Source organism: Candidatus Omnitrophota bacterium (assembly GCA_018894435.1).
Taxonomy (GTDB): Bacteria; Omnitrophota; Gorgyraeia; order JAHIPI01; family JAHIPI01; genus JAHIPI01.
Map to the genome: position 1 here is coordinate 1 of JAHIPI010000004.1, position 18,695 is coordinate 18,695.

Below are 18,695 nucleotides of genomic sequence, written 5' to 3' on the forward strand. Positions count from 1 at the left end.
AAATATCCCGTAGAAACGGTACGCATGATGAACAGTATAATAAAATTCACAGAAGGGTATCTTAATAAGCTGATCAGAAACATTTAAAAATCCTTGACAACTTATGCGCTTTAGCATACAATACATTCGCCAGAGCGGAAATAGACGCTGGCAATTTTTTTAATTTGGTTTGTGAAAAAAATCACGGATTACCAAATGCAGGACACAAAAAAAGTACCTAAGAGCGCGATATCGCGGATCTCACTTTATTTAAGAGAAATTACAAGGCTTGAAAAAGAAGCGAAAGAGAGTGTATCTTCGACGGAATTAGGCGATATGACCGGCCTTACGGACGCGCAGGTACGTAAAGACCTTTCGTATTTCGGGCAATTCGGCCGCTCGGGCGCGGGCTACGATGTCCACCCGCTTAAAAGGGCGATAGAAGGCCTTCTTGGCAAGAATAAGACTTGGGAAATCGTACTTATCGGAGCCGGAAACATAGGCTCTGCCCTCTTAAGATACCCTGGCTTCAAAGACCAGGGTTTTTTTATTAAAGAGGCGTTTGACAGTGATTCTAAAAGGATCGATAAACGCTACGGAGAAGTGAGTGTAAAAGACGTCAAAAAGCTTGAAGAAACAGTTAGAGCAAATAAAGATATAAAGATAGCCATTCTCGCCGTTCCGGCGGAGAGCGCGCAAAGCGTGGCGGACCTCCTCGTAAAGGCGGGTATAAAGTGCATACTCAATTTTGCCCCGGCCCTTCTTAAATTAAACAGCGATGTTTTGGTGAAAAATATAGACCTTTCCAATGAGCTCGAGAGTTTTTCATTTTTTCTCGCATCGCGTGAGGATTGACGGAAGATGAAACAGAAATTTCTTAAAAAACAGGATCTTAAAATTTTTGTGGAGGCCCTCGCCGCTACCTATAGTGTCTATTATCCCAAAAAAAATAGGCAGGGCAACTTCCACTTAGTCCCGTTCTCAGAGGGCGTCGACGGCGCCGCACTCGGCGGGGTAAGGCCCTTCGAGCCGCTTAAAAACTTCTTTTTCCGCTGCCGCGAAAAGGTAGTGGATGGCTACGAGAAATCCGAAAAAGCGCCCGCAAATTCAAAAAGGCCGTATTGCGTAATGGGGGTAAAAAATTGCGACCTTCATGGCATGCGGATTCAGGATTTCGTCTTTACGGAAGGGGATTTCAAAGATCCCTTCTACATAAAAAACCGCGAAGAAAATCTTATTATTGCCTCGGATTGCACAACTGCCATACCCACGTGCTTCTGCCACGCCCTCGAGGTTCCGCATTATCCCGAAAAAGGTTACGATATATTGATGTCGGAGCTTTCGAGCGGCTATCTTGTGGAGGAAGGAACGGATAGGGGCGCCAAGTTTTTAAAAAGAAACGACGGTATTTTTAATGAAGCCGCCGAAATGCACATAGAAGAAAGAGACCATATAAGGAGACATGCTGGCGAAAAAGTGGAAGCCAATATAGCGGAGCACGGCATTCCGCGCCGCACCGAATTCGGCGATATAATAAAGGTAAATCTTGATTCGCCGATATGGGAAACGGAGGTCAAGGCCTGCGTTGAATGCGGTTCCTGCAATGCGGTATGCCCTACGTGCCACTGTTTTTATCTGTCGGACTCTGAAGAAAACGGTAATAAAGAGGTGCGCTATAAGATGTGGGACGCATGCATGTATAAAAGATTTGCGCACGTCGCCGGAGGAGCCAACGCAAGGCCGCACCTTTGGATGCGTCTCAGGAACAGATTTGAGAAGAAATTTGATTTTTTTCCGCAGGTTGCCGGCATTTATGCATGCACAGGCTGCGGCAGGTGTTATTCCGGGTGCCCGGGAAAGATAGATATAAGACGCGTATTGAAAAATCTTGTAGCGGAAAAGAATGGCAAAAAGCATGAATAATCCATATTGCCCGGTAAAAGGAAAAATAATAGATATTAAGGAAGAGACGTCCAATATAAAGACGTTCAGACTTAATCTGGATAAGAATATCTCTTTTAAGACAGGCCAGTTTATAGAATTGACCGTACCCGGAATAGGGGAGGCGCCTTTTACGCCGTCTTCAAACCCCAAAATAGAAGATACGATGGATGTTACCATAATGAAAGTCGGCAGAGTCACGGAAATACTGCACGGCCTTAAGCCGGGTGACGAAATAGCTGTGCGCGGGCCTTACGGAATGGGCTACCCGCTTAAGGAATTTGAGGGGAAAGAGATATTGATAGTAGGCGGGGGCGTGGGATTGGCTCCTTTGAGGAGCTTAATATTAGCGCTTTTAAATGACAGAAAGAAATATAAAAAGCTGGTCGTTAAATATGGATCACGTACGCCCAAAGACATCGTTTATAAGGACCTTCTGAGGGAATGGGCGAATAATAAGGATATGGAGCTTGAGATCACGGTGGATGCGGGCGACGAAACATGGAAGGGTAACGTCGGGCTCATTACAACATTGATCAAGAGGGATATGGGCGTAGATGTGAAAAACAGCGTTGCCATAGTCTGCGGCCCGCCTATAATGATGAAATTTTCGACATTCAAGTTAATAGATATAGGTTATGAGCCGCGCCATATCTATCTTTCGATGGAAAAGAATATGTCATGCGGTATCGGTAAATGCGGCCATTGCAGGATAGGGCCTTATTATGCCTGTAAAGACGGCCCGGTGTTTACATATGATAAAATCAGCGGCCTCCATGGCATATGGGAATAATATGAAAAAGCTACTAATAGACCTGGATTTATACGCGGAAAACAAAGATAAAGACTTCGGATGTAGCTATTTTTACCATTCCGGCAATAAGGGCGTACGCTCACTTCTCGAACTTGTGACCTACGCTCTTATATGCAGAAAATGTGAATTAGCCGCGTGCATAGAAGCATGTCCTAATGAAGCGCTTGGGAGAAATGCAGAGGACAAGATACTGGAGAGGTATAATATGAGGTGCACAAGCTGCAAGTCGTGCATGAGCGCCTGTCCCTTCGGAACAATATATCCTGAGATGATGACCTATTTGGCGTCGAAATGTGACCTTTGCCTCGGTAGACTTACGAAAGATGAGATGCCTCTCTGCGTTAAAGATTCGCCGGAAGGCGTCCTTAAATACGGCGAATATAGTGAAGACAAAGAGAATAATATATTTTTGGTTGCGAAGAACGTGCTCGTAAAAGCGGAACATTGGGAATTAGACGGTATCCCTAAAAAGGCAAAGTGAAAATAATAGAACCCTTATTACAATTTGTGGTATTTCCGGGCTTTCTATTTACAGCAGTCGCGGGGCTTATTTTCAGCTGGATCGACCGAAAAGTCACCGCGCGCGTACAGTACAGGATCGGCCCGCCATGGTACCAGCCTTTTATGGATATTTTGAAACTGCTCGGCAAAGAGACGATGATCCCTGCAGGCGCGTCAAAAAGAGTCTTTCTTACAGCGCCGCTTATAGGCCTGGCCGGGGTGACGATAGTATCGACCTTATTATGTTTAGCCGATTTTGATCCTAATCTCGGGTTTGTCGGAGATCTGATAGTGGTCTTTTATATGCTTACGTTGCCGGCGCTCGCCATAATACTGGGCGGTTTCAGCTCGGCAAATCCTTTAGCAAGTCTTGGATCATCAAGAGAGATGAAACTGGTACTTTCGTACGAGCTTCCTTTTATACTTGCGCTTCTTGTGCCCATAATAAAATCGGGCGGGCTTTTGACGATAGGCGGCATATTAAATTATCAGATAGCTCACGGCGCCATATTTGCAAGTGCCTCCGGATTTATCGCAGTAGTCGTTGCTATGCTCTGCATACAGGCAAAACTCGGCCTTGTACCGTTTGATATTTCTGAGGCAGAGACGGAGATCGTAGGCGGATCGTTCATAGAATATTCCGGGCCGCCGCTTGCTATATTTAAACTGACCAAAGCAATGCTTCTTTTTACGCTTCCTTTGTTTGTAGTTGTGGTATTCATGGGCGGAATCACGCTTCAGGCGAAAGAGGTGGCGTGGGGCATATTGAAATTGATAGCCCTGTTGGTAGTGATCGTATTAATACGCAATACCAATCCGAGGCTAAGGATAGACCAGGCGCTCCGTTTTTTCTGGGGGCCTGTTACAATTTTGGCTATTTTGGGTGTCGTTTTAGCGTTGTTCGGACATTAAAAAGGAAAAAATGGATTTAAAGACAAAGGCATTAACTAAATCATTATGGGTCTTTCATATGTCGACGGCGAGTTGCAATAACTGCGACATAGAGATACTCGACTGCCTTACGCCAAGGCATGACGTGGAGCGTTTCGGCATAGTACTTGTCGGCTCAATAAGGCACGCGGATGTTATCCTTGCTACAGGGATCGTCAATCGAAACTGCAGGGACATTGTAAAGAAGATGTACGAGCAAGCGCCGAAGCCATGCTTTGTGGTGGCTGTAGGTACTTGTGCAGCAGGAAGAGGCATATTTCACAATTCTTATATCGTAAATGAAGCAGAACCGCTCGATAAGATAATCCCCGTACATGCCTATATACCCGGCTGCCCCCCGAAACCCGAAGCGATCATTGACGGGATCGTAAAACTTATTGATAAGGTGAATAAAAAATGACAAGAGAAGGCGTAGTCAAAAGTTTAAAATCTGAATTCGGCGAAAAGATAAAGAAATTTTATGATAAATCATCAAGGCGCATATATGTAGATGTAGCGCGGGAGGATGTTATCGGTATGGTGCGTTTTATATTTAAGGACCTGGGCGCGAGGTTCAATATAGCGACCGCAGTGGACAATCCGGATAGCATAGAGATGATGTACCATTTTGATTTCGACCGAATAGGGCTTATTGTTACAATAAGAGCTTATGTGCCGAAAGATGACTGTGTCATAGATTCTATACTACCTATAATGAAAGGCGCCGAATGGATAGAGAGGGAGATCCACGAACTTTTTGGTTTGGAATTTAAGGGCCATCCGAACATGAAACCGCTTTTACTTCCGGATGACTGGCCGGCCGACAAGCATCCCATGCGCAAAAAATTCAAGCTGAGTACCGAAAGCGACACAAACAACCAATGCAGTTGAACCAATAACTTAAAGAAAACACAGGAGACAAAAGGGGGTCAGACCCTCAGTACACATGTCTGTAGTTTACATAACGAGGGTCTGACCCCAAAGGAAACCATGAGCCATAAAGTAACAATACCGATAGGGCCGTACCATCCGCTGCAGGAAGAGCCGGAGTTTTATAAGCTTATTGTGGACGGCGAAAAAGTTCTCGATGTTGATGTAAGAATCGGATGGAATCACCGCGGAATAGAGAAACTTTCCGAGTCAAAGAGCTTTGATCAATCCGCTTACCTTGTAGAAAGGATATGCGGTATATGCTCCACAAGCCATCCGTTTGCCTTTGTAAACGCCGTTGAAGACATAGACGATATCCATGTGCCTGAGAGGGCGCTGTACATAAGAACGATAATAGGCGAACTTGAAAGGATACATTCGCACTTACTCTGGCTGGGACTCGCGGGCCATTTCCTAGGATATAACACAGTTTTTATGTGGGCATGGAGGTACAGGGAACCGGTCCTTGATATGTTTGAGGCGATTTCCGGCAACAGAAATAACTACGCCATGATGAAAGTAGGCGGCGTAAGGCGCGACATTGATAATACTGAGATCCCTCGCTATAAGAAGATCCTTAACGACGAGGTGTTGCCGGCGGTCGAGATGTTTCGCGGCGCTGTCCTTGATGACCCTGTTTTAGCGGCGCGTCTCAAAGGCGTGGGCATCCTGACGCGCGAGGACGCGATAGACTATAGTGCCCTTGGGCCGACAGCGAGGGCATCGGGTTATGATGTAGACATAAGGCGCGATGAACCGTATGCCGCTTACGGCAAGGTAAAGTGGAACGTCATAACGCGAAAAGAGGGCGACGTATTCGCAAAGGCAGTTGTGAGGATTTTAGAACTTATAGAATCTATAAAGATCGTCAACCAGTGCCTGGATGACCTGCCGGAGGGGCCCATAGACGAAAATGTCAAGCAGGTCTCGCCGGGCGACGGCATCGGCCACCACGAAGCTCCTAGAGGAGAAGTTATCCATATAGTGCGGTGTGACGGCACAAACCGGCCCGTAAGGCACAAGGTCCGCGCCCCGACTTTTATGAATTTCCCGACATTCAAAAAGACGATTGTGGGCCAGACGATAGCCGATGCCACCATAATATTGGCAGCCATAGACCCGTGCTATTGCTGTACGGAAAGGTTGACCGTGGTGAATAAAAAAGATAAGATGGTATATGATGCGCACAATCTTATCCACATGTCTCAGCACAGGACCTGGGATATGGGCAAATCGCTCGGACTTTCTGATTCGGAATTAATAAAAAGAATGGGGAAGAAAATTGAATAGTCCTATTTTACTGATAGGCGTCATTTTTGCCGCAAGCCTCATATGCGCAATTCTCCCGCGCATTGTAAGATCGGGATTTGCGCTGATCGTTTCCGCATGGGCGCTTTTCGTATCATATAATATATTCCGGCTTAAGAACGCGAACTGGGACATATTGGGCTATGCGGGCATTTTTAGGATGGATGGCCTGGCCGCATTCATACTTCTTTTTATCGCTCTATTCGGTTTTCTTATCATACTATATTCAACCGGATTTCTTAAGGGCGTATCAAATGTTTCAGGGCTATATTACTCTTATATACTTGCGACGATAGCCGGCTCGATAGGGGCGATTCTTTCAAATAACCTTTTGGTCTTTATCGGCTTTTGGGGATTTTTAGGTATTACATTATATCTTTTGATAAGCGTAGGAGGGGATAAGGCGAAAGCTGCCGCTAAAAAGACATTTATAATAATAGGCGGATCAGATGCCCTGATGCTCCTCGGCGTGGCGATCATATGGAAGATGGCGGGCACCATTAATATGGATTTAGTAAAGATGCCTCTCACAAGCCATCTTGCCGTATATGCGTTTATTCTACTTGCGCTCGGCGCCTTTGCAAAGGCCGGGGCCATCCCCATGCATACATGGATACCCGATGCGGCAGAGGCGACGCCGCTTCCCGTAATGGCATTTCTTCCGGCGAGCTTGGATAAACTTCTCGGCATATATTTTCTCGCCCGCCTTTCTCTGGATATGTTTGTAATACAGCCGAATTCCGCGATGAGTATATTTCTCCTGATAATAGGTTCTGTTACTATAATAGCGGCGGTAATGATGGCGCTTATACAGCACACGATGAGACGGCTTCTGGCGTATCACGCTGTCAGCCAGGTAGGATACATGGTTCTAGGGCTAGGTACGGCAAATCCCATAGGTATAGCGGGAGGCCTTTTCCATATGCTGAACCACGCCATCTATAAAAGTACGCTTTTCCTCACTGCCGGCGCGGTGGAGAAGGAGACAGGCACAACCGATCTGGACAAGCTGGGCGGCTTGGCGCGTTTTATGCCGATATCTTTTATATGCTGTCTTATCGCCTCACTAGCCATATCGGGCGTACCGCCTTTTAACGGCTTTGTGTCGAAATGGATGATATACCAGGGAATAATAGAGATGGGGAGCGCCCAAAATAAGATCTGGGTGCTCTGGCTTTCGGCGGCTATGTTCGGAAGCGCCCTTACATTGGCAAGTTTTATGAAGCTTCTGCATGCGGTTTTTTTGGGACAGTCAGGCGTGCGCCGGAAGGTAAAAGAAGTGCCGGTTTCCATGTGGCTTCCCATGTCCATACTCGCAGCGCTCTGCGTCATCTTCGGCATATTCGCGTTTCAAATACCGCTGAAATATTTTATTATTCCGGCGGTAAACGCAGATATTTCCTACATTGGTTTATGGCAGCCGAGAGAGGCTACTTTATTTATCATTATAGGACTCGGAATCGGATTCCTGGTATATCTTATGGGCAATATAAAGAATGTAAGGACGGTCGAGCCTTTTATAGGCGGCGAAACACTGCCTAGTGATACCAGGCCCACCGGGACGGAATTTTACAACACTATTTCGGATATCCCTTTATTGGGTAAGATATATACGATGGCAAAAGAAGGCCTTTTTGATGTTTACGAAATCGGCAAGAAGCTTACATTTGGGTTTAGCGGCTTTTTGCAGCATTTGCATAACGGCGTTTTGCCGACGTATCTTGCCTGGTGCCTTGTCGGCATGCTCATAGTCTTTATTGTATTACTGAGGCTACTCATATGGTAATAATGTACGTACTTTTGGCGATGATGATAATAGCGGCGATCGCGGCTATTGAAATGGAGGACCTTATATCTTCCGTAATAGCGGTAGGTGCCGTGGGGCTCGTGCTCTCTATAGCCTTTCTGGTTCTAAAGGTGCCCGATCTTGCCATAACGCAGCTCGTCGTCGAAATACTATGCCTCATTATACTCATAAGAGCGACCCTCAAAAGAGACCTGCCATTTTCCGCAAGCGGCAGGTGGTTTTTAAATACTTTTATCGCGGTAGCATTTGTAGTCATATTTTTGATATTCGCCTATTATTCCGTTAAAGACCTGCCTACTTTCGGATATCCTGTCATGAAAGTAGCCAAATTCTACGTCGATTCGGCGCTGTTAAAAACAGGCGCGACCAACATAGTAGCGGCGGTCATATTGGACTTCCGTGCCTATGATACATTGGGAGAGGCGACCATACTTTTTACCGCGGTCATAGGAGTCATGGCAGTCATGAGAAGGATAGGAAGAAAGAAGATAGGCGAAAAGATAGAGGACGAGAATGAATAAAGAGCCTGGCATGACACTTATAGTAAAGACAATCACGCGCCTTACCGTCGGGTTCATACTGCTTTACGGTATTTATATACTTGTTCACGGCCACATCTCTCCGGGCGGCGGATTTGCGGGCGGCGTTATTATAGCGCTTTCTTTCATACATCTTATGCTGGCATTCGGCAAAGAGACGGCTCTTTCAAAGCTCTCTAAACCCGCGGCTGCCCTTTTTGAAAGTTTCGGGGCTATAGCGTTTCTTGCCATAGCCACACTCGGGTTTATGGGAGGATATTTTTTCTTTAATTTCTTTACGGACAAAGGAGAGCCCTTCAAATTATTCTCGGCAGGCATAATACCTTTGTGCAATATCGCTATAAGCGTGAAAGTCGCCGCGGGGCTTTTTTCAATATTTATAATTCTTGTACTTTTGAAGTTTAAGACAGACGACAAAAAGGAGGATAAATAGATGGCCCTGTATCTTTTATGCATAGCCCTATTTACGATCGGCCTATACGGTATTCTCAGAAAAAGAAATATCATCAAAATCGTCATAAGCATGATGATAGCCGAATACGCGATAAATCTCATGTTTGTTTTAGTGGGCTACCGTTACGAAGGCCGCTCGCCCATACTTTCGCCGGACCAGGAAATATTGAACATGGTAGACCCGCTGCCTCAGGCCATCGTCTTGACCGCCATAGTCATAGGATTGGCGGTTACTGCCATGACTGTGGCAATAGCTATCAGAATATACGAAAAATACGGCACTTTTGACGTGACAAAGATAAATAGATTACGAGGTTGAGGAAATGACAGATACTATTCCGCGCGCTGTTTACAATTTAATACCTTTATTCGTGATAATACCTCTTGCGGGGGCTTTTATTACTTCACTTGTCGCGAAAAAGGTAAAATGGGTCGCGGATATGCTTGCAAACCTTGTTTCCTTTGTCCTCCTTATCGCATCCGTGGCAAGCGTGTTAGCGGTAAACACTTACGGCGTCCTGGTCTATCAGGTGGGTATATGGAAGCCGCCTTTGGGCATATCTATGGTGCTGGACCCGCTTGCGGCATTTATGCTTCTTACGGTCAACCTCGTAGTATTTCTGATTACGATCTACTCTATAAACTATATGGAGAAGTATACCGCGAAATGGAACTTCTACACGCTTTTCCTTTTACTTGTCGCCGGAATGAACGGTGTTATCATAACGGGCGATATTTTTAACCTCTTCGTATTTTTGGAGATAGCCTCAGTAGCAAGTTATGCGCTTGTCGCCTACGGGACTGACGCGGAGGAACTGGAAGCGTCTTTCAAATATCTCGTCATGAGCTCGGTGGGCTCTTTCTTTGTGCTTTTGGGAATAGCGCTTATGTATAGCTATACATCTACCCTAAATATGGCCGATATGGCCATTGTGCTCGCGGAAAAGGGCCTGGGCAGGGTTACCTATTTTTCCGCAGTGCTTTTTTTAATGGGTTTCGGACTTAAGGCCGCGCTTGTTCCATTTCATGCGTGGCTTCCCGACGCGCATCCCGCGGCGCCGGCTCCGATTTCAGCGATGTTATCGGGCGTCATCATAAAGGCGCTGGGCGTGTACGCGCTTATAAGGATACTATATAATGTGATCGGGCTTCCTCCTGTATTCTCAAACGTATTGATGTTTCTGGGAGCGCTTTCTATGATAGTAGGAGTATTTCTCGCGATAGGGCAATTTGACCTTAAACGGCTTTTAGCCTACCATTCCATAAGCCAGATAGGCTACGTTGTCCTGGGTATAGGGCTTGGGACGCCGCTTGGGATTTTGGGAGGGCTTTTCCATTTGTTTAATCACTCCGTGTTCAAATCGCTTCTATTTTTGAATGCCGGCGCCGTGGAATATGCGGCCGGGACGCGCGACCTCAATTCTATGGGCGGGCTAAACAAAAAAATGCCCGTTACCGGCGCGACTTCTCTTTTCGCATCGCTGGCCATAGCCGGGATACCGCCTTTTAACGGATTTTTCAGCAAGCTCATAATCATATTTGCCGCCGTCGAGGCAGGGCGCATGGGATATGCCCTTTTGGCGGTTATCGCGAGTATCCTGACATTGGCGTCATTCATGAAAGTGCAAAAATTCGCCTTCTTCGGTAAATTGAAAGAAAGTTTAAGCGATATAAAAGAAGTGCCGTTTTTTATGAAGAGCGCAATGATTAGTTTGGCGTTAATATGCCTTTTTGGGGGGCTGCTTTTAATGCCGGGGATTTTCGGCAGATTTATTAAACCGGCAGCCGAGACATTACATAGCGGCAATGCCTATAGCATTACCGTAATGGAAGGAATAGAGGAGTAAAGAAGAAGATATGTTTTCAAGATGGCTGATATTATTTGTACTTTCATTTATTGTATGGGGGCTCTTAAGCTGGCCGCCTGACTGGCAGCATTTGCTAGTCGGAACTTTTGTGTCCGGGCTTGTGGCGTACCTGATAGGCGACATGTTCGTAAAACGGCCGCACCTTTTCAAGCATGGCGCGCGTTATGCGTGGTTTTTGTATTATATGCCTATTTTTTTGTGGGAAATGCTCAAAGCTAACATAGACGTTGCCTACAGAGTCGCGCATCCGAATCTGCCGATAAAGCCCGGCATAGTAAAAGTGAAGACAACTTTGAAATCAGACACAGGGCTGACGTTTCTTGCCAATTCTATAACCCTTACGCCGGGGACGCTGACGGTGGACATTGACAGGGATAAAGGATTCCTGTATGTACACTGGATAAACGTGGAGGCGAAGGACATAGAAGGCGCGACCGAGCGCATAGTGAGCAAATTTGAACATATATTGACGAGGATTTTTGAATGAGTAAGATGGTCAGATATATAATAGGACTCATATTTTTAGCGGCGATACTTTTTGTCGTCATATTCCGCCCGCCGTATTTTCTGATCTATCCGGACCTTCAGCACCTCGGGTTTTTGAAGAGGGCGCTGTTTATACTTATTCTCTGCTCTATATTGTGTTTATACAGAGTGGTGAAGGGTCCGACTGCTCCCGACAGGATCGTGGCGATAGATATGTTCGGCATACTTATAATAGGATTTTGCGCCGTATTGACTGTTTCTACCGGAAGAAGCTGGTATCTGGATATAGGGATAGCGTGGGCGCTCCAAAGCTTTATAAGCACGTTAGCTTTCGCAAAGTATTTTGAAGGAAAGGACTTCGATGATTAGTAAGATCGGTTTCCTATTTATGATAGTAGGGCTTGTATTCGATTTCTTCGGATGTCTTGGGTTGTTGCGCCTGCCTGATATATATAACCGCCTGCAAGCTGCGACAAAATGTATTACTTTGGGTACGTGCAGTATACTTTTCGGGATGGCGCTTATTGTAGGTGTGACCGCCTCGGGCATAAAGGCGATCCTTTGTTTAATATTTCTTCTTTTGACTTCACCCGTCGCGGCGCATGCCTTGGCAAAGGCAGCCCATATAGCCGGCGTAAAACTCTGGGACGGCAGTGTAGTGGACAAGTATAAAGAAGACGGAAAATAATAGATGAAGAAACCCAAAATAAGAGAACTCATAGAAGCGGTGAAGGCGCTCATAAAAGGGCCTTATACTAACCCCTATCCTTTTAAGCCGCATATCCCGCATAAAAATTTCAGGGGGATGCCCGAATATACAAAAGAGGGTTGTATAGGATGTGTCGCATGCAAATACGTCTGCCCGGCGGACGCGATAGAGGTTATAGACAATCTAAAGAAAAGCCCGCCTATAAGGACAATGGTCTTAAATTATGATATGTGTAATTACTGCGGCAATTGCTCGCTTTGGTGCACCACAAAAGACGAGGATCCACCCGGTGTGCATCATACTACCAAATTCGACGCGGCGTATCTGGACCGTTCCGACAGGGCTTCTGTCACTACGACCTCCGAGAGCGAACTTGCGCTTTGCGAGGTATGCGGCGACATAGTCGCCACATACGCGCACCTCAAATGGATTGCGAGAAGGCTCGATACGCTCGCATATTCAAACCCCACAGTCTATCTCGCCGATTTGAAAGAGATGGGCGTCATAAGCGAAAATCTGATAGCCAATGCAAAAGAATTGACCCGCGCCGACCGCATCAAGATACTTTGCTCCCACTGCCGCCGCAAAACTACCCTTGAAAAATAGCCCGATCTGTAATATAATACCCTGATTATAGCAAGTAAATGTACCCCTGAAAAACGAGGTGAATTATGCTGGCATATTCAAAAGAGATACTGGAAATGGCTGATACCCTGAAGAGGGTCTTGGATTTTATCGAAGCAGGGTTTAACGAGCACAAACTTTCCTCTCTATCAAAGGCGATAGAGGCCGAGAAAAATATAAATATGCTGCAGAATGCTATTATGGATAAAGTCATTATCGATTCCAAGAAAAATGGCATTAGCAAATCCGATCTTGCAACGGTATCCGAGGTAGCTGAGACACTTGAGAGGATAGGAGATGAGTGCGTAAATCTGATAGAGAGGATCGAGATAAAAATAGAAGAAAACCTACTTTTCAGCGAAAAGGGCGTTCAAGAATATATCGAGGTATTCGACGGCGCCAAAAGGTCATTTGATATGGCATGCGGTGTAGTGCGGAATGCCAATAAGGCCGCCGCCGAAACAGTCATCGCAAACGGTTTTCATGTTAAAGAGCTCGTAGAAAAGTACAGGAAGACGCATAACGAGAGGCTTGTAAAAGGCATATGCGACCCCCGCACGTCAAATATGTTTTTCGACATGCTCGACTTCGCCGGGAACATAGCGCGCCATTCCTCAAATGTCGTAAAGGCGCTCTTGCCCTGTTAGAGAACGAAGTTCTGTAACAGGGTTCATCCGTAAAATAGGATAAAGAGAATATGGCAATAAAACCACTTTTATATGAATTAGAATATTTTCCGGATCCTGTTACGGTCTACGGGTTTTTGCGAAACGAGCCGTACAGCTCTTTTCTAGACAGCGCTATGGATCATGAAAAGCTCGGCAGATTCTCGTTTATAGGATACGACCCTTTTATGGTCGTCGAGACCAAGGGTGAGGATATTACGGCCCTGACCCAGGACGGCACGGAAAAATTCAAAGCCAACCCATTTGATTTTTTGAAATCCCTTTTATCCTATTATAAAACGGAAAGCCCGAATAGCGAAATCCCGTTTACATCAGGCTGCATAGGATATTTTTCCTACGACATGCGCTATTTTATAGAGGAATTGCCGTCCGTATCCACCGACGATATTGCTTTGTCGGATATTACGCTCTCATTCTACGATACGGTATTTATATTCGACAATCTTCTGAAAAAGGCCTATATATCTTCCTCGGGCCTGCCGCATCTGGACGTCGAAAAAAATGCCGTGCGCGCCGCGAGCCGGTTAGAATCTGCCAAAAAGTATATTTATAGCATTCCACTGGGCACCTTTAGCGGGGCCGAAACCGCGTGCGGGGAGAGCGGGTTTGATCATAGCAAAATATCGTCCAATTTTACAAAAGATGAATACAGAAAAGCCATAAGAAAAGCCAAGGATTATATAAAAGAGGGCGATATATATCAGGTCAATCTATCGCAGCGCCTCAGTACGGAATTTTCCGGAGACAGCTTCGAGCTTTATAAAACACTGAGGCGCATAAATCCGGCGCCGTTTGCGGCATATCTGAATTATGAAAACTTTCAAATAGTAAGCGCGTCGCCGGAAAGATTTCTAAAACTGAACGGAAAAGATATCGAGACAAGGCCCATAAAGGGTACGAGGCCGCGCGGCGTAAGCGAAAAAGAAGACGCGCGCCTGAAGAAAGAGCTTATTACCAGCGAAAAAGACCGGGCCGAGCATCTTATGATAGTAGATCTTGAGAGAAACGATATAGGCAGGGTGTGCGAATACGGCTCCGTGGCGCCGACGGAGTTTATAATAACAGAAACATATTCTACGGTCCATCATCTTGTTTCCACCGTTAGCGGCAAACTGAAGGACGGAGTCAGCGTGGCGGATTGCCTCATGAACTGTTTCCCGGGCGGCTCAATAACAGGCGCGCCAAAAATACGCGCCATGGAAATAATAGAAGAATTGGAGCCCGCAAAAAGAGGCATATATACCGGTTCTATAGGTTATATAGATTTTTCAGGTAACAGCGACCTTTCCATAGTCATAAGGACGGTTATAGTTACGCTCGGCACGGCGTATTTTCAAGTGGGCGGAGGAATAGTCGCCGATTCTGACGCTGATAAAGAATTTAATGAGACCATGGATAAGGCGCGGGCCATTATAGAGGCTATAGGGATAGAAAAGGCAAAACTTGTTGCAGTTACTGTTTAGGACGACATGATGAAAGTATACGTAAACGGGAAAATTGTAGATCACGATAAGGCGCTTATATCCGTTTTTGACAGAGGTTTTCTCTACGGAGATGCCCTTTTTGAAACGATGCACGGTTATGCGGGCAGGATATTCTGCCTCAATGACCACCTTATGCGGCTTTATTCGTCCATGAAGTCTTTAAAAATAAGGCAGCCGCTCGCCGATAAAGAAGCCGAAAAGATCATTTATGAATTATTGGCAGTAAACGGCCTTGATAAGACTGATGCATATGTGAGAATGACGGTTTCACGCGGCCTCTCGGAAGACGGAAGTATGGATATTTCAAAAAGCGGCCCCTCAAATGTGGTAATAATAGCAAGAGGATATGTTCCTTTTTCAAGCAAGCATTACGAAAAGGGGATAGCGGTCAACATAGCCCGCGCAAGGCGCAATAGCCAAAGTGTATTGAGTAATTTTAAAGTGGCTAACTATCTCGATAGCATACTTGCCAGAAATGAGGCCTTTCCCGGCGGATTTTTTGACACCATATTTTTGAACGAATCCGGCCATGTGTGCGAAGCGAGCACGAGCAATATATTCATGATAACGGGCAACGCCCTTGTCACCCCCTCCATCAAATGCGGCATACTTCCCGGCATAACGAGAAAAATTGTTTTGGAACTTAGCCCTTACGCCGGAGTGGGAGTGGAAGAGAGCGAATTTTCTGAGAATGAGTTGAAATCGTCGGACGAGGTATTTATAACTAATTCTATGTTTGAGATCATTCCGGTGGTCGGAATAGACAATAAGGCTATAGGGGGCGGTTCCGTCGGAAAAATAACCAAAAATATGCAAAAATTATATAAGGAGGCGGTAGAAAAGGAGGCAGGGATTGAATTGTCTTAAGTTTCACCGGGCGGCATTATTTATTTTATCCACAGCCCTGATCTTTAATATTTCTTTAACACATGCAGAAGAAAATAAAACCCCGCGCATAGATATTGTGGGGGACAGCCTTTATATAGACGGCAAGAAATTTTTTGTAAAGGGCGTAGGATATAGCCCGTTCAGGCCCGGCGTATATCCGGGCGCTAAAGTGCCGCTGGATATTGTTGAAGCTGATTTTAAAAGAATAAAAGAGGCGGGGTTCAACACTGTGCGCGTTTGGGGCATTATGCCGGAAGAGCAGATCACGCTTGCGGAAAAATATGACATTAAGGTCATACAGGCGGCGGGAGTCAGCCCGAACTCGGACTTTACCTATGAAGGTTTTATCCGGCAGGCGGAGAGCCAGGCGAGGCAGATGGCCAGGATAAGCAAAAATCATCCTAATGTGATCATGTATCTAGTAACGAACGAACCTCATTCACAAGCCATCGTTGCCTCGGGGGTGGATAAGACGCTGGATCTATACAAAAAACTTATAGGAATAATTAAAAAGGAAGATCCGCTTCGGCCGGTCAGCATGGCAAACGCATATTGGACCATCTGGCTTGACCAGTCTATGTGGGATGTCCTTTCTTTTAATGTTTATAATTATTGCCCTTCCCTCGTAGAAGAGATCGGTTATCCGAACTTCGTAAAAAATATCAGGGAACTAAGCGGCAGAGATAAACCTTTTTTGGTTACGGAGTACGGCTTGAGCGTTTCGCCAGAAGGCCCGGGCAAAAGAGGCTACGGCGGGAACACTCAAGAGGAACAGGCCGAGGGGGTAGTAGAGGATTTGCGCGGCCTAATACAAGGCGGCGCAATAGGGGGCTGTGTCTTTGAATGGAACGACGAGTGGTGGAAAGCGGGTAACGCGGCGGTACACGACAGCCATCCCGAAGAATGGTTCGGCATCATCGGTATAGAAGCGCGAGAAAACCCGCAGGGTAATCCGCGTAAGGCATATAATGCCCTTAAAGAAGAATTTAAGATGCTCGTCATAAGGCCGATAGAGGGGCAGAGGATATGGAACAGCACAGATATAGAAGTAAACGCTATGCCGGAGGTGAGAAACATCCGCTATAAAATAGACGAAGGCGACTGGGTGGATCTAGGCAAGGATTTTGAGTGGTGGAGAGGTTTTGTTTCGGGTGAATCCCTTACGCCGGGTGTTCACGTTCTGACCGTCAAGGGGATAAGCGGCTCCAAAAACGAGATAACAAGAAAATTGAATATTATAAAATGTGCCAGCAAAGAAAACCTCCTGCCTCCGGTAGCGATAGAATTGACCGCCGATAAGCCGTTCTATGTAAACGGCGATGTCATGAAAATAAAAGCGCGCCTTACAGACCGCTCCGGAACGCCGCTTGAAAATTATCCGATAAAAATAGGCGTCTTTAATTCCATAAATAATTATAGCCGGATGTGGCAGGCGAAGACCAATGACAGAGGGTTCTTTACGGGCAGCATACCTGTTGTAGGGAGGCACAAGGAGTGGTATTATGTATACTGGGTAAGCGCGGATTCGGAGGACTATGGCTATAAGGCGAAGGAAAGCCGGATGGGCTGCGCCAGAGCAGAAGCCAGGGGCGGCTATCCCCTAAAATGGATTACAGCTAAAAAGGCAGAGAATATAGTGATAGACGGGATAATGGAGGATGAGTGGCTCAAGACCGAAAGGATCACCATAGATCTCGACAACAATTTTGTGGAAGGCGAGATAGAGGATAATGCTGACCTGAGCGCGGAAGCGAGGGTTTTATGGGACGAAGGAAACCTATATATCTTGGTGCGCGCAGAAGATAATTTCCCCATGACAAACGGCTACGAAAAATGGGATTTATGGAAAGGGGATTGCGCGGAGCTCTTTTTAAGCGTAGATCCCTCAAAGATACAGGAGAAAGGTTATACCCCGTCCGATTTTCAGATATTGATAGGGACTAACGGCAAGATGTGGATAAGCAATCAGGCCGAAGGCGGCGTGCGAAATAATATACCCGTTTTAAGTTCCACCGCGACAAAGGTGGGCGGCAAGGGCTATGTTTTGGAAGCGAAAATAAACGTTTCAAATTTTTGGAACAAACCATTTCGCACTTTCAAAAGCGGCGAAATCCTGGGTTTTGACATAGCCCTGGGCGATGCGGATGAAAGCATGATGCGCAAGGCAAAGCTTGTCTGGAACGGCACTGAAGAAGGGTATAAAGATGCGGCTGTTTGGGGCCGCTTAAAGCTGGAATAAAAATATACGCTAAAACAAGGATATAAGATATGAAAGACACTACTTACAAACTTGAAGAATCAGGCGATTTTGTAATAGAAAATTATAGTAAGGCAAAAGCGTTTTCCAGTTTTTTCCCGGGTATAGCGGGTTTTGGCGGCGTACCGTTATGGGCATTTTATGTCAACAGGGGCCAGTGCATATCAAGCTTCGGCATAAAGAATAAGGATGGCGCCATACTTGAATTTTTACCCGCGAATCAGGCATATAATCTTACCGCAGTAAAGGGTTTTCGCACTTTCATAAGGATCAAGAAGGCCGGCAAGGCGCTTTTATATGAGCCTTTTAAAGAATATGCCGATAAACCGGCTAAAGACGTCTCCACAAAAATGTCTATAAGGCCTTCGGACTTTGAGATAAGCGAGGTAAATAACGCATTTGGCCTTGAGATACGCGTAGCATATGTTACAGTGCCCGGTGAACCTTTTGCGGCCCTCGCGAGGCGGCTTTCAATAAGAAATATCTCTAAC

22 protein-coding genes are annotated in these 18,695 nt (G+C 45.9%); all 22 read left to right on the top strand.

Going from position 1 to position 18,695, the window contains the following annotated elements; all coding sequences use genetic code 11:
• Window positions 1-171: 171 nt before the first annotated feature.
• On the top strand, window positions 172-834 hold the full coding sequence (locus KKI13_00315; GenBank protein MBU4487499.1) for a redox-sensing transcriptional repressor Rex: 663 nt from the start codon (window positions 172-174) through the stop codon (window positions 832-834).
• A gap of 6 nt (window positions 835-840) precedes the next feature.
• Window positions 841-1,902 carry a 4Fe-4S dicluster domain-containing protein gene (locus KKI13_00320; GenBank protein MBU4487500.1) on the top strand — a complete coding sequence of 354 codons (1,062 nt, stop codon included), beginning with the start codon at window positions 841-843 and terminating at the stop codon, window positions 1,900-1,902.
• The gene (locus KKI13_00325; GenBank protein MBU4487501.1) at window positions 1,895-2,713 is read left to right on the top strand and encodes an FAD/NAD(P)-binding protein; all 819 of its coding nucleotides are present in this window, start codon (window positions 1,895-1,897) and stop codon (window positions 2,711-2,713) included. Before KKI13_00320 ends, KKI13_00325 begins: the two co-directional genes overlap by 8 nt.
• A gap of 1 nt (window position 2,714) precedes the next feature.
• Window positions 2,715-3,215, top strand: a complete 501-nt coding sequence (locus tag KKI13_00330; GenBank protein ID MBU4487502.1) for a 4Fe-4S binding protein — start codon at window positions 2,715-2,717, stop codon at window positions 3,213-3,215.
• Entirely contained in the window at window positions 3,212-4,147 is a 936-nt protein-coding gene (locus KKI13_00335) for an NADH-quinone oxidoreductase subunit H (protein MBU4487503.1), read from the top strand. The genes KKI13_00330 and KKI13_00335 overlap by 4 nt, the downstream gene beginning before the upstream one ends.
• A 10-nt stretch (window positions 4,148-4,157) precedes the next feature.
• Window positions 4,158-4,586 (top strand): NADH-quinone oxidoreductase subunit NuoB, encoded by a 429-nt coding sequence (gene nuoB / locus KKI13_00340; protein MBU4487504.1) that lies wholly within the window; start codon window positions 4,158-4,160, stop codon window positions 4,584-4,586.
• Window positions 4,583-5,056, top strand: coding sequence for an NADH-quinone oxidoreductase subunit C (locus tag KKI13_00345; protein MBU4487505.1), 474 nt, complete (start codon window positions 4,583-4,585; stop codon window positions 5,054-5,056). Before nuoB ends, KKI13_00345 begins: the two co-directional genes overlap by 4 nt.
• Window positions 5,057-5,155: 99 nt before the next feature.
• On the top strand, window positions 5,156-6,385 hold the full coding sequence (locus KKI13_00350) for a nickel-dependent hydrogenase large subunit (GenBank protein ID MBU4487506.1): 1,230 nt from the start codon (window positions 5,156-5,158) through the stop codon (window positions 6,383-6,385).
• Window positions 6,378-8,189: a hypothetical protein gene (locus tag KKI13_00355; GenBank protein MBU4487507.1), complete on the top strand. Its 1,812-nt coding sequence runs from the start codon at window positions 6,378-6,380 to the stop codon at window positions 8,187-8,189. Before KKI13_00350 ends, KKI13_00355 begins: the two co-directional genes overlap by 8 nt.
• Window positions 8,183-8,731, top strand: a complete 549-nt coding sequence (locus tag KKI13_00360; protein MBU4487508.1) for a DUF4040 domain-containing protein — start codon at window positions 8,183-8,185, stop codon at window positions 8,729-8,731. The genes KKI13_00355 and KKI13_00360 overlap by 7 nt, the downstream gene beginning before the upstream one ends.
• Window positions 8,724-9,182 carry a hypothetical protein gene (locus tag KKI13_00365; GenBank protein ID MBU4487509.1) on the top strand — a complete coding sequence of 153 codons (459 nt, stop codon included), beginning with the start codon at window positions 8,724-8,726 and terminating at the stop codon, window positions 9,180-9,182. Before KKI13_00360 ends, KKI13_00365 begins: the two co-directional genes overlap by 8 nt.
• The gene (locus KKI13_00370) at window positions 9,183-9,521 is read left to right on the top strand and encodes a sodium:proton antiporter (protein MBU4487510.1); all 339 of its coding nucleotides are present in this window, start codon (window positions 9,183-9,185) and stop codon (window positions 9,519-9,521) included.
• 4 nt (window positions 9,522-9,525) lie between these two features.
• On the top strand, window positions 9,526-11,049 hold the full coding sequence (locus KKI13_00375) for an NADH/ubiquinone/plastoquinone (complex I) (GenBank protein MBU4487511.1): 1,524 nt from the start codon (window positions 9,526-9,528) through the stop codon (window positions 11,047-11,049).
• Between the two features lie 10 nt (window positions 11,050-11,059).
• Window positions 11,060-11,557, top strand: coding sequence for a Na+/H+ antiporter subunit E (locus KKI13_00380; protein MBU4487512.1), 498 nt, complete (start codon window positions 11,060-11,062; stop codon window positions 11,555-11,557).
• Complete coding sequence (locus KKI13_00385; GenBank protein ID MBU4487513.1) at window positions 11,554-11,925, top strand: cation:proton antiporter; 372 nt, start codon at window positions 11,554-11,556, stop codon at window positions 11,923-11,925. The genes KKI13_00380 and KKI13_00385 overlap by 4 nt, the downstream gene beginning before the upstream one ends.
• Entirely contained in the window at window positions 11,918-12,244 is a 327-nt protein-coding gene (gene mnhG, locus KKI13_00390) for a monovalent cation/H(+) antiporter subunit G (protein ID MBU4487514.1), read from the top strand. The genes KKI13_00385 and mnhG overlap by 8 nt, the downstream gene beginning before the upstream one ends.
• A 3-nt stretch (window positions 12,245-12,247) precedes the next feature.
• Window positions 12,248-12,871, top strand: coding sequence for a 4Fe-4S dicluster domain-containing protein (locus KKI13_00395; protein ID MBU4487515.1), 624 nt, complete (start codon window positions 12,248-12,250; stop codon window positions 12,869-12,871).
• 65 nt (window positions 12,872-12,936) lie between these two features.
• Window positions 12,937-13,536: a hypothetical protein gene (locus tag KKI13_00400; GenBank protein ID MBU4487516.1), complete on the top strand. Its 600-nt coding sequence runs from the start codon at window positions 12,937-12,939 to the stop codon at window positions 13,534-13,536.
• 50 nt (window positions 13,537-13,586) lie between these two features.
• Window positions 13,587-15,038 carry an aminodeoxychorismate synthase component I gene (pabB, locus tag KKI13_00405; protein MBU4487517.1) on the top strand — a complete coding sequence of 484 codons (1,452 nt, stop codon included), beginning with the start codon at window positions 13,587-13,589 and terminating at the stop codon, window positions 15,036-15,038.
• 6 nt (window positions 15,039-15,044) lie between these two features.
• Window positions 15,045-15,926 carry an aminotransferase class IV gene (locus KKI13_00410; protein ID MBU4487518.1) on the top strand — a complete coding sequence of 294 codons (882 nt, stop codon included), beginning with the start codon at window positions 15,045-15,047 and terminating at the stop codon, window positions 15,924-15,926.
• On the top strand, window positions 15,913-18,186 hold the full coding sequence (locus KKI13_00415; GenBank protein MBU4487519.1) for a hypothetical protein: 2,274 nt from the start codon (window positions 15,913-15,915) through the stop codon (window positions 18,184-18,186). The genes KKI13_00410 and KKI13_00415 overlap by 14 nt, the downstream gene beginning before the upstream one ends.
• Before the next feature lie 29 nt (window positions 18,187-18,215).
• On the top strand, window positions 18,216-18,695 hold a 480-nt coding region (locus KKI13_00420), incomplete at its 3' end, for a hypothetical protein (GenBank protein ID MBU4487520.1).

Coding starts and splice junctions, on each gene's coding strand:
- pabB (MBU4487517.1), top strand. CDS start 13,587: ATGGCAATAAAACCACTTTTATATGAATTAGAATATTTTCCGGATCCT.
- mnhG (MBU4487514.1), top strand. CDS start 11,918: ATGATTAGTAAGATCGGTTTCCTATTTATGATAGTAGGGCTTGTATTC.
- KKI13_00365 (MBU4487509.1), top strand. CDS start 8,724: ATGAATAAAGAGCCTGGCATGACACTTATAGTAAAGACAATCACGCGC.
- nuoB (MBU4487504.1), top strand. CDS start 4,158: ATGGATTTAAAGACAAAGGCATTAACTAAATCATTATGGGTCTTTCAT.
- KKI13_00320 (MBU4487500.1), top strand. CDS start 841: ATGAAACAGAAATTTCTTAAAAAACAGGATCTTAAAATTTTTGTGGAG.
- KKI13_00350 (MBU4487506.1), top strand. CDS start 5,156: ATGAGCCATAAAGTAACAATACCGATAGGGCCGTACCATCCGCTGCAG.
- KKI13_00325 (MBU4487501.1), top strand. CDS start 1,895: ATGAATAATCCATATTGCCCGGTAAAAGGAAAAATAATAGATATTAAG.
- KKI13_00395 (MBU4487515.1), top strand. CDS start 12,248: ATGAAGAAACCCAAAATAAGAGAACTCATAGAAGCGGTGAAGGCGCTC.
- KKI13_00345 (MBU4487505.1), top strand. CDS start 4,583: ATGACAAGAGAAGGCGTAGTCAAAAGTTTAAAATCTGAATTCGGCGAA.
- KKI13_00360 (MBU4487508.1), top strand. CDS start 8,183: ATGGTAATAATGTACGTACTTTTGGCGATGATGATAATAGCGGCGATC.
- KKI13_00400 (MBU4487516.1), top strand. CDS start 12,937: ATGCTGGCATATTCAAAAGAGATACTGGAAATGGCTGATACCCTGAAG.
- KKI13_00410 (MBU4487518.1), top strand. CDS start 15,045: ATGATGAAAGTATACGTAAACGGGAAAATTGTAGATCACGATAAGGCG.
- KKI13_00385 (MBU4487513.1), top strand. CDS start 11,554: ATGAGTAAGATGGTCAGATATATAATAGGACTCATATTTTTAGCGGCG.
- KKI13_00330 (MBU4487502.1), top strand. CDS start 2,715: ATGAAAAAGCTACTAATAGACCTGGATTTATACGCGGAAAACAAAGAT.
- KKI13_00380 (MBU4487512.1), top strand. CDS start 11,060: ATGTTTTCAAGATGGCTGATATTATTTGTACTTTCATTTATTGTATGG.
- KKI13_00375 (MBU4487511.1), top strand. CDS start 9,526: ATGACAGATACTATTCCGCGCGCTGTTTACAATTTAATACCTTTATTC.
- KKI13_00370 (MBU4487510.1), top strand. CDS start 9,183: ATGGCCCTGTATCTTTTATGCATAGCCCTATTTACGATCGGCCTATAC.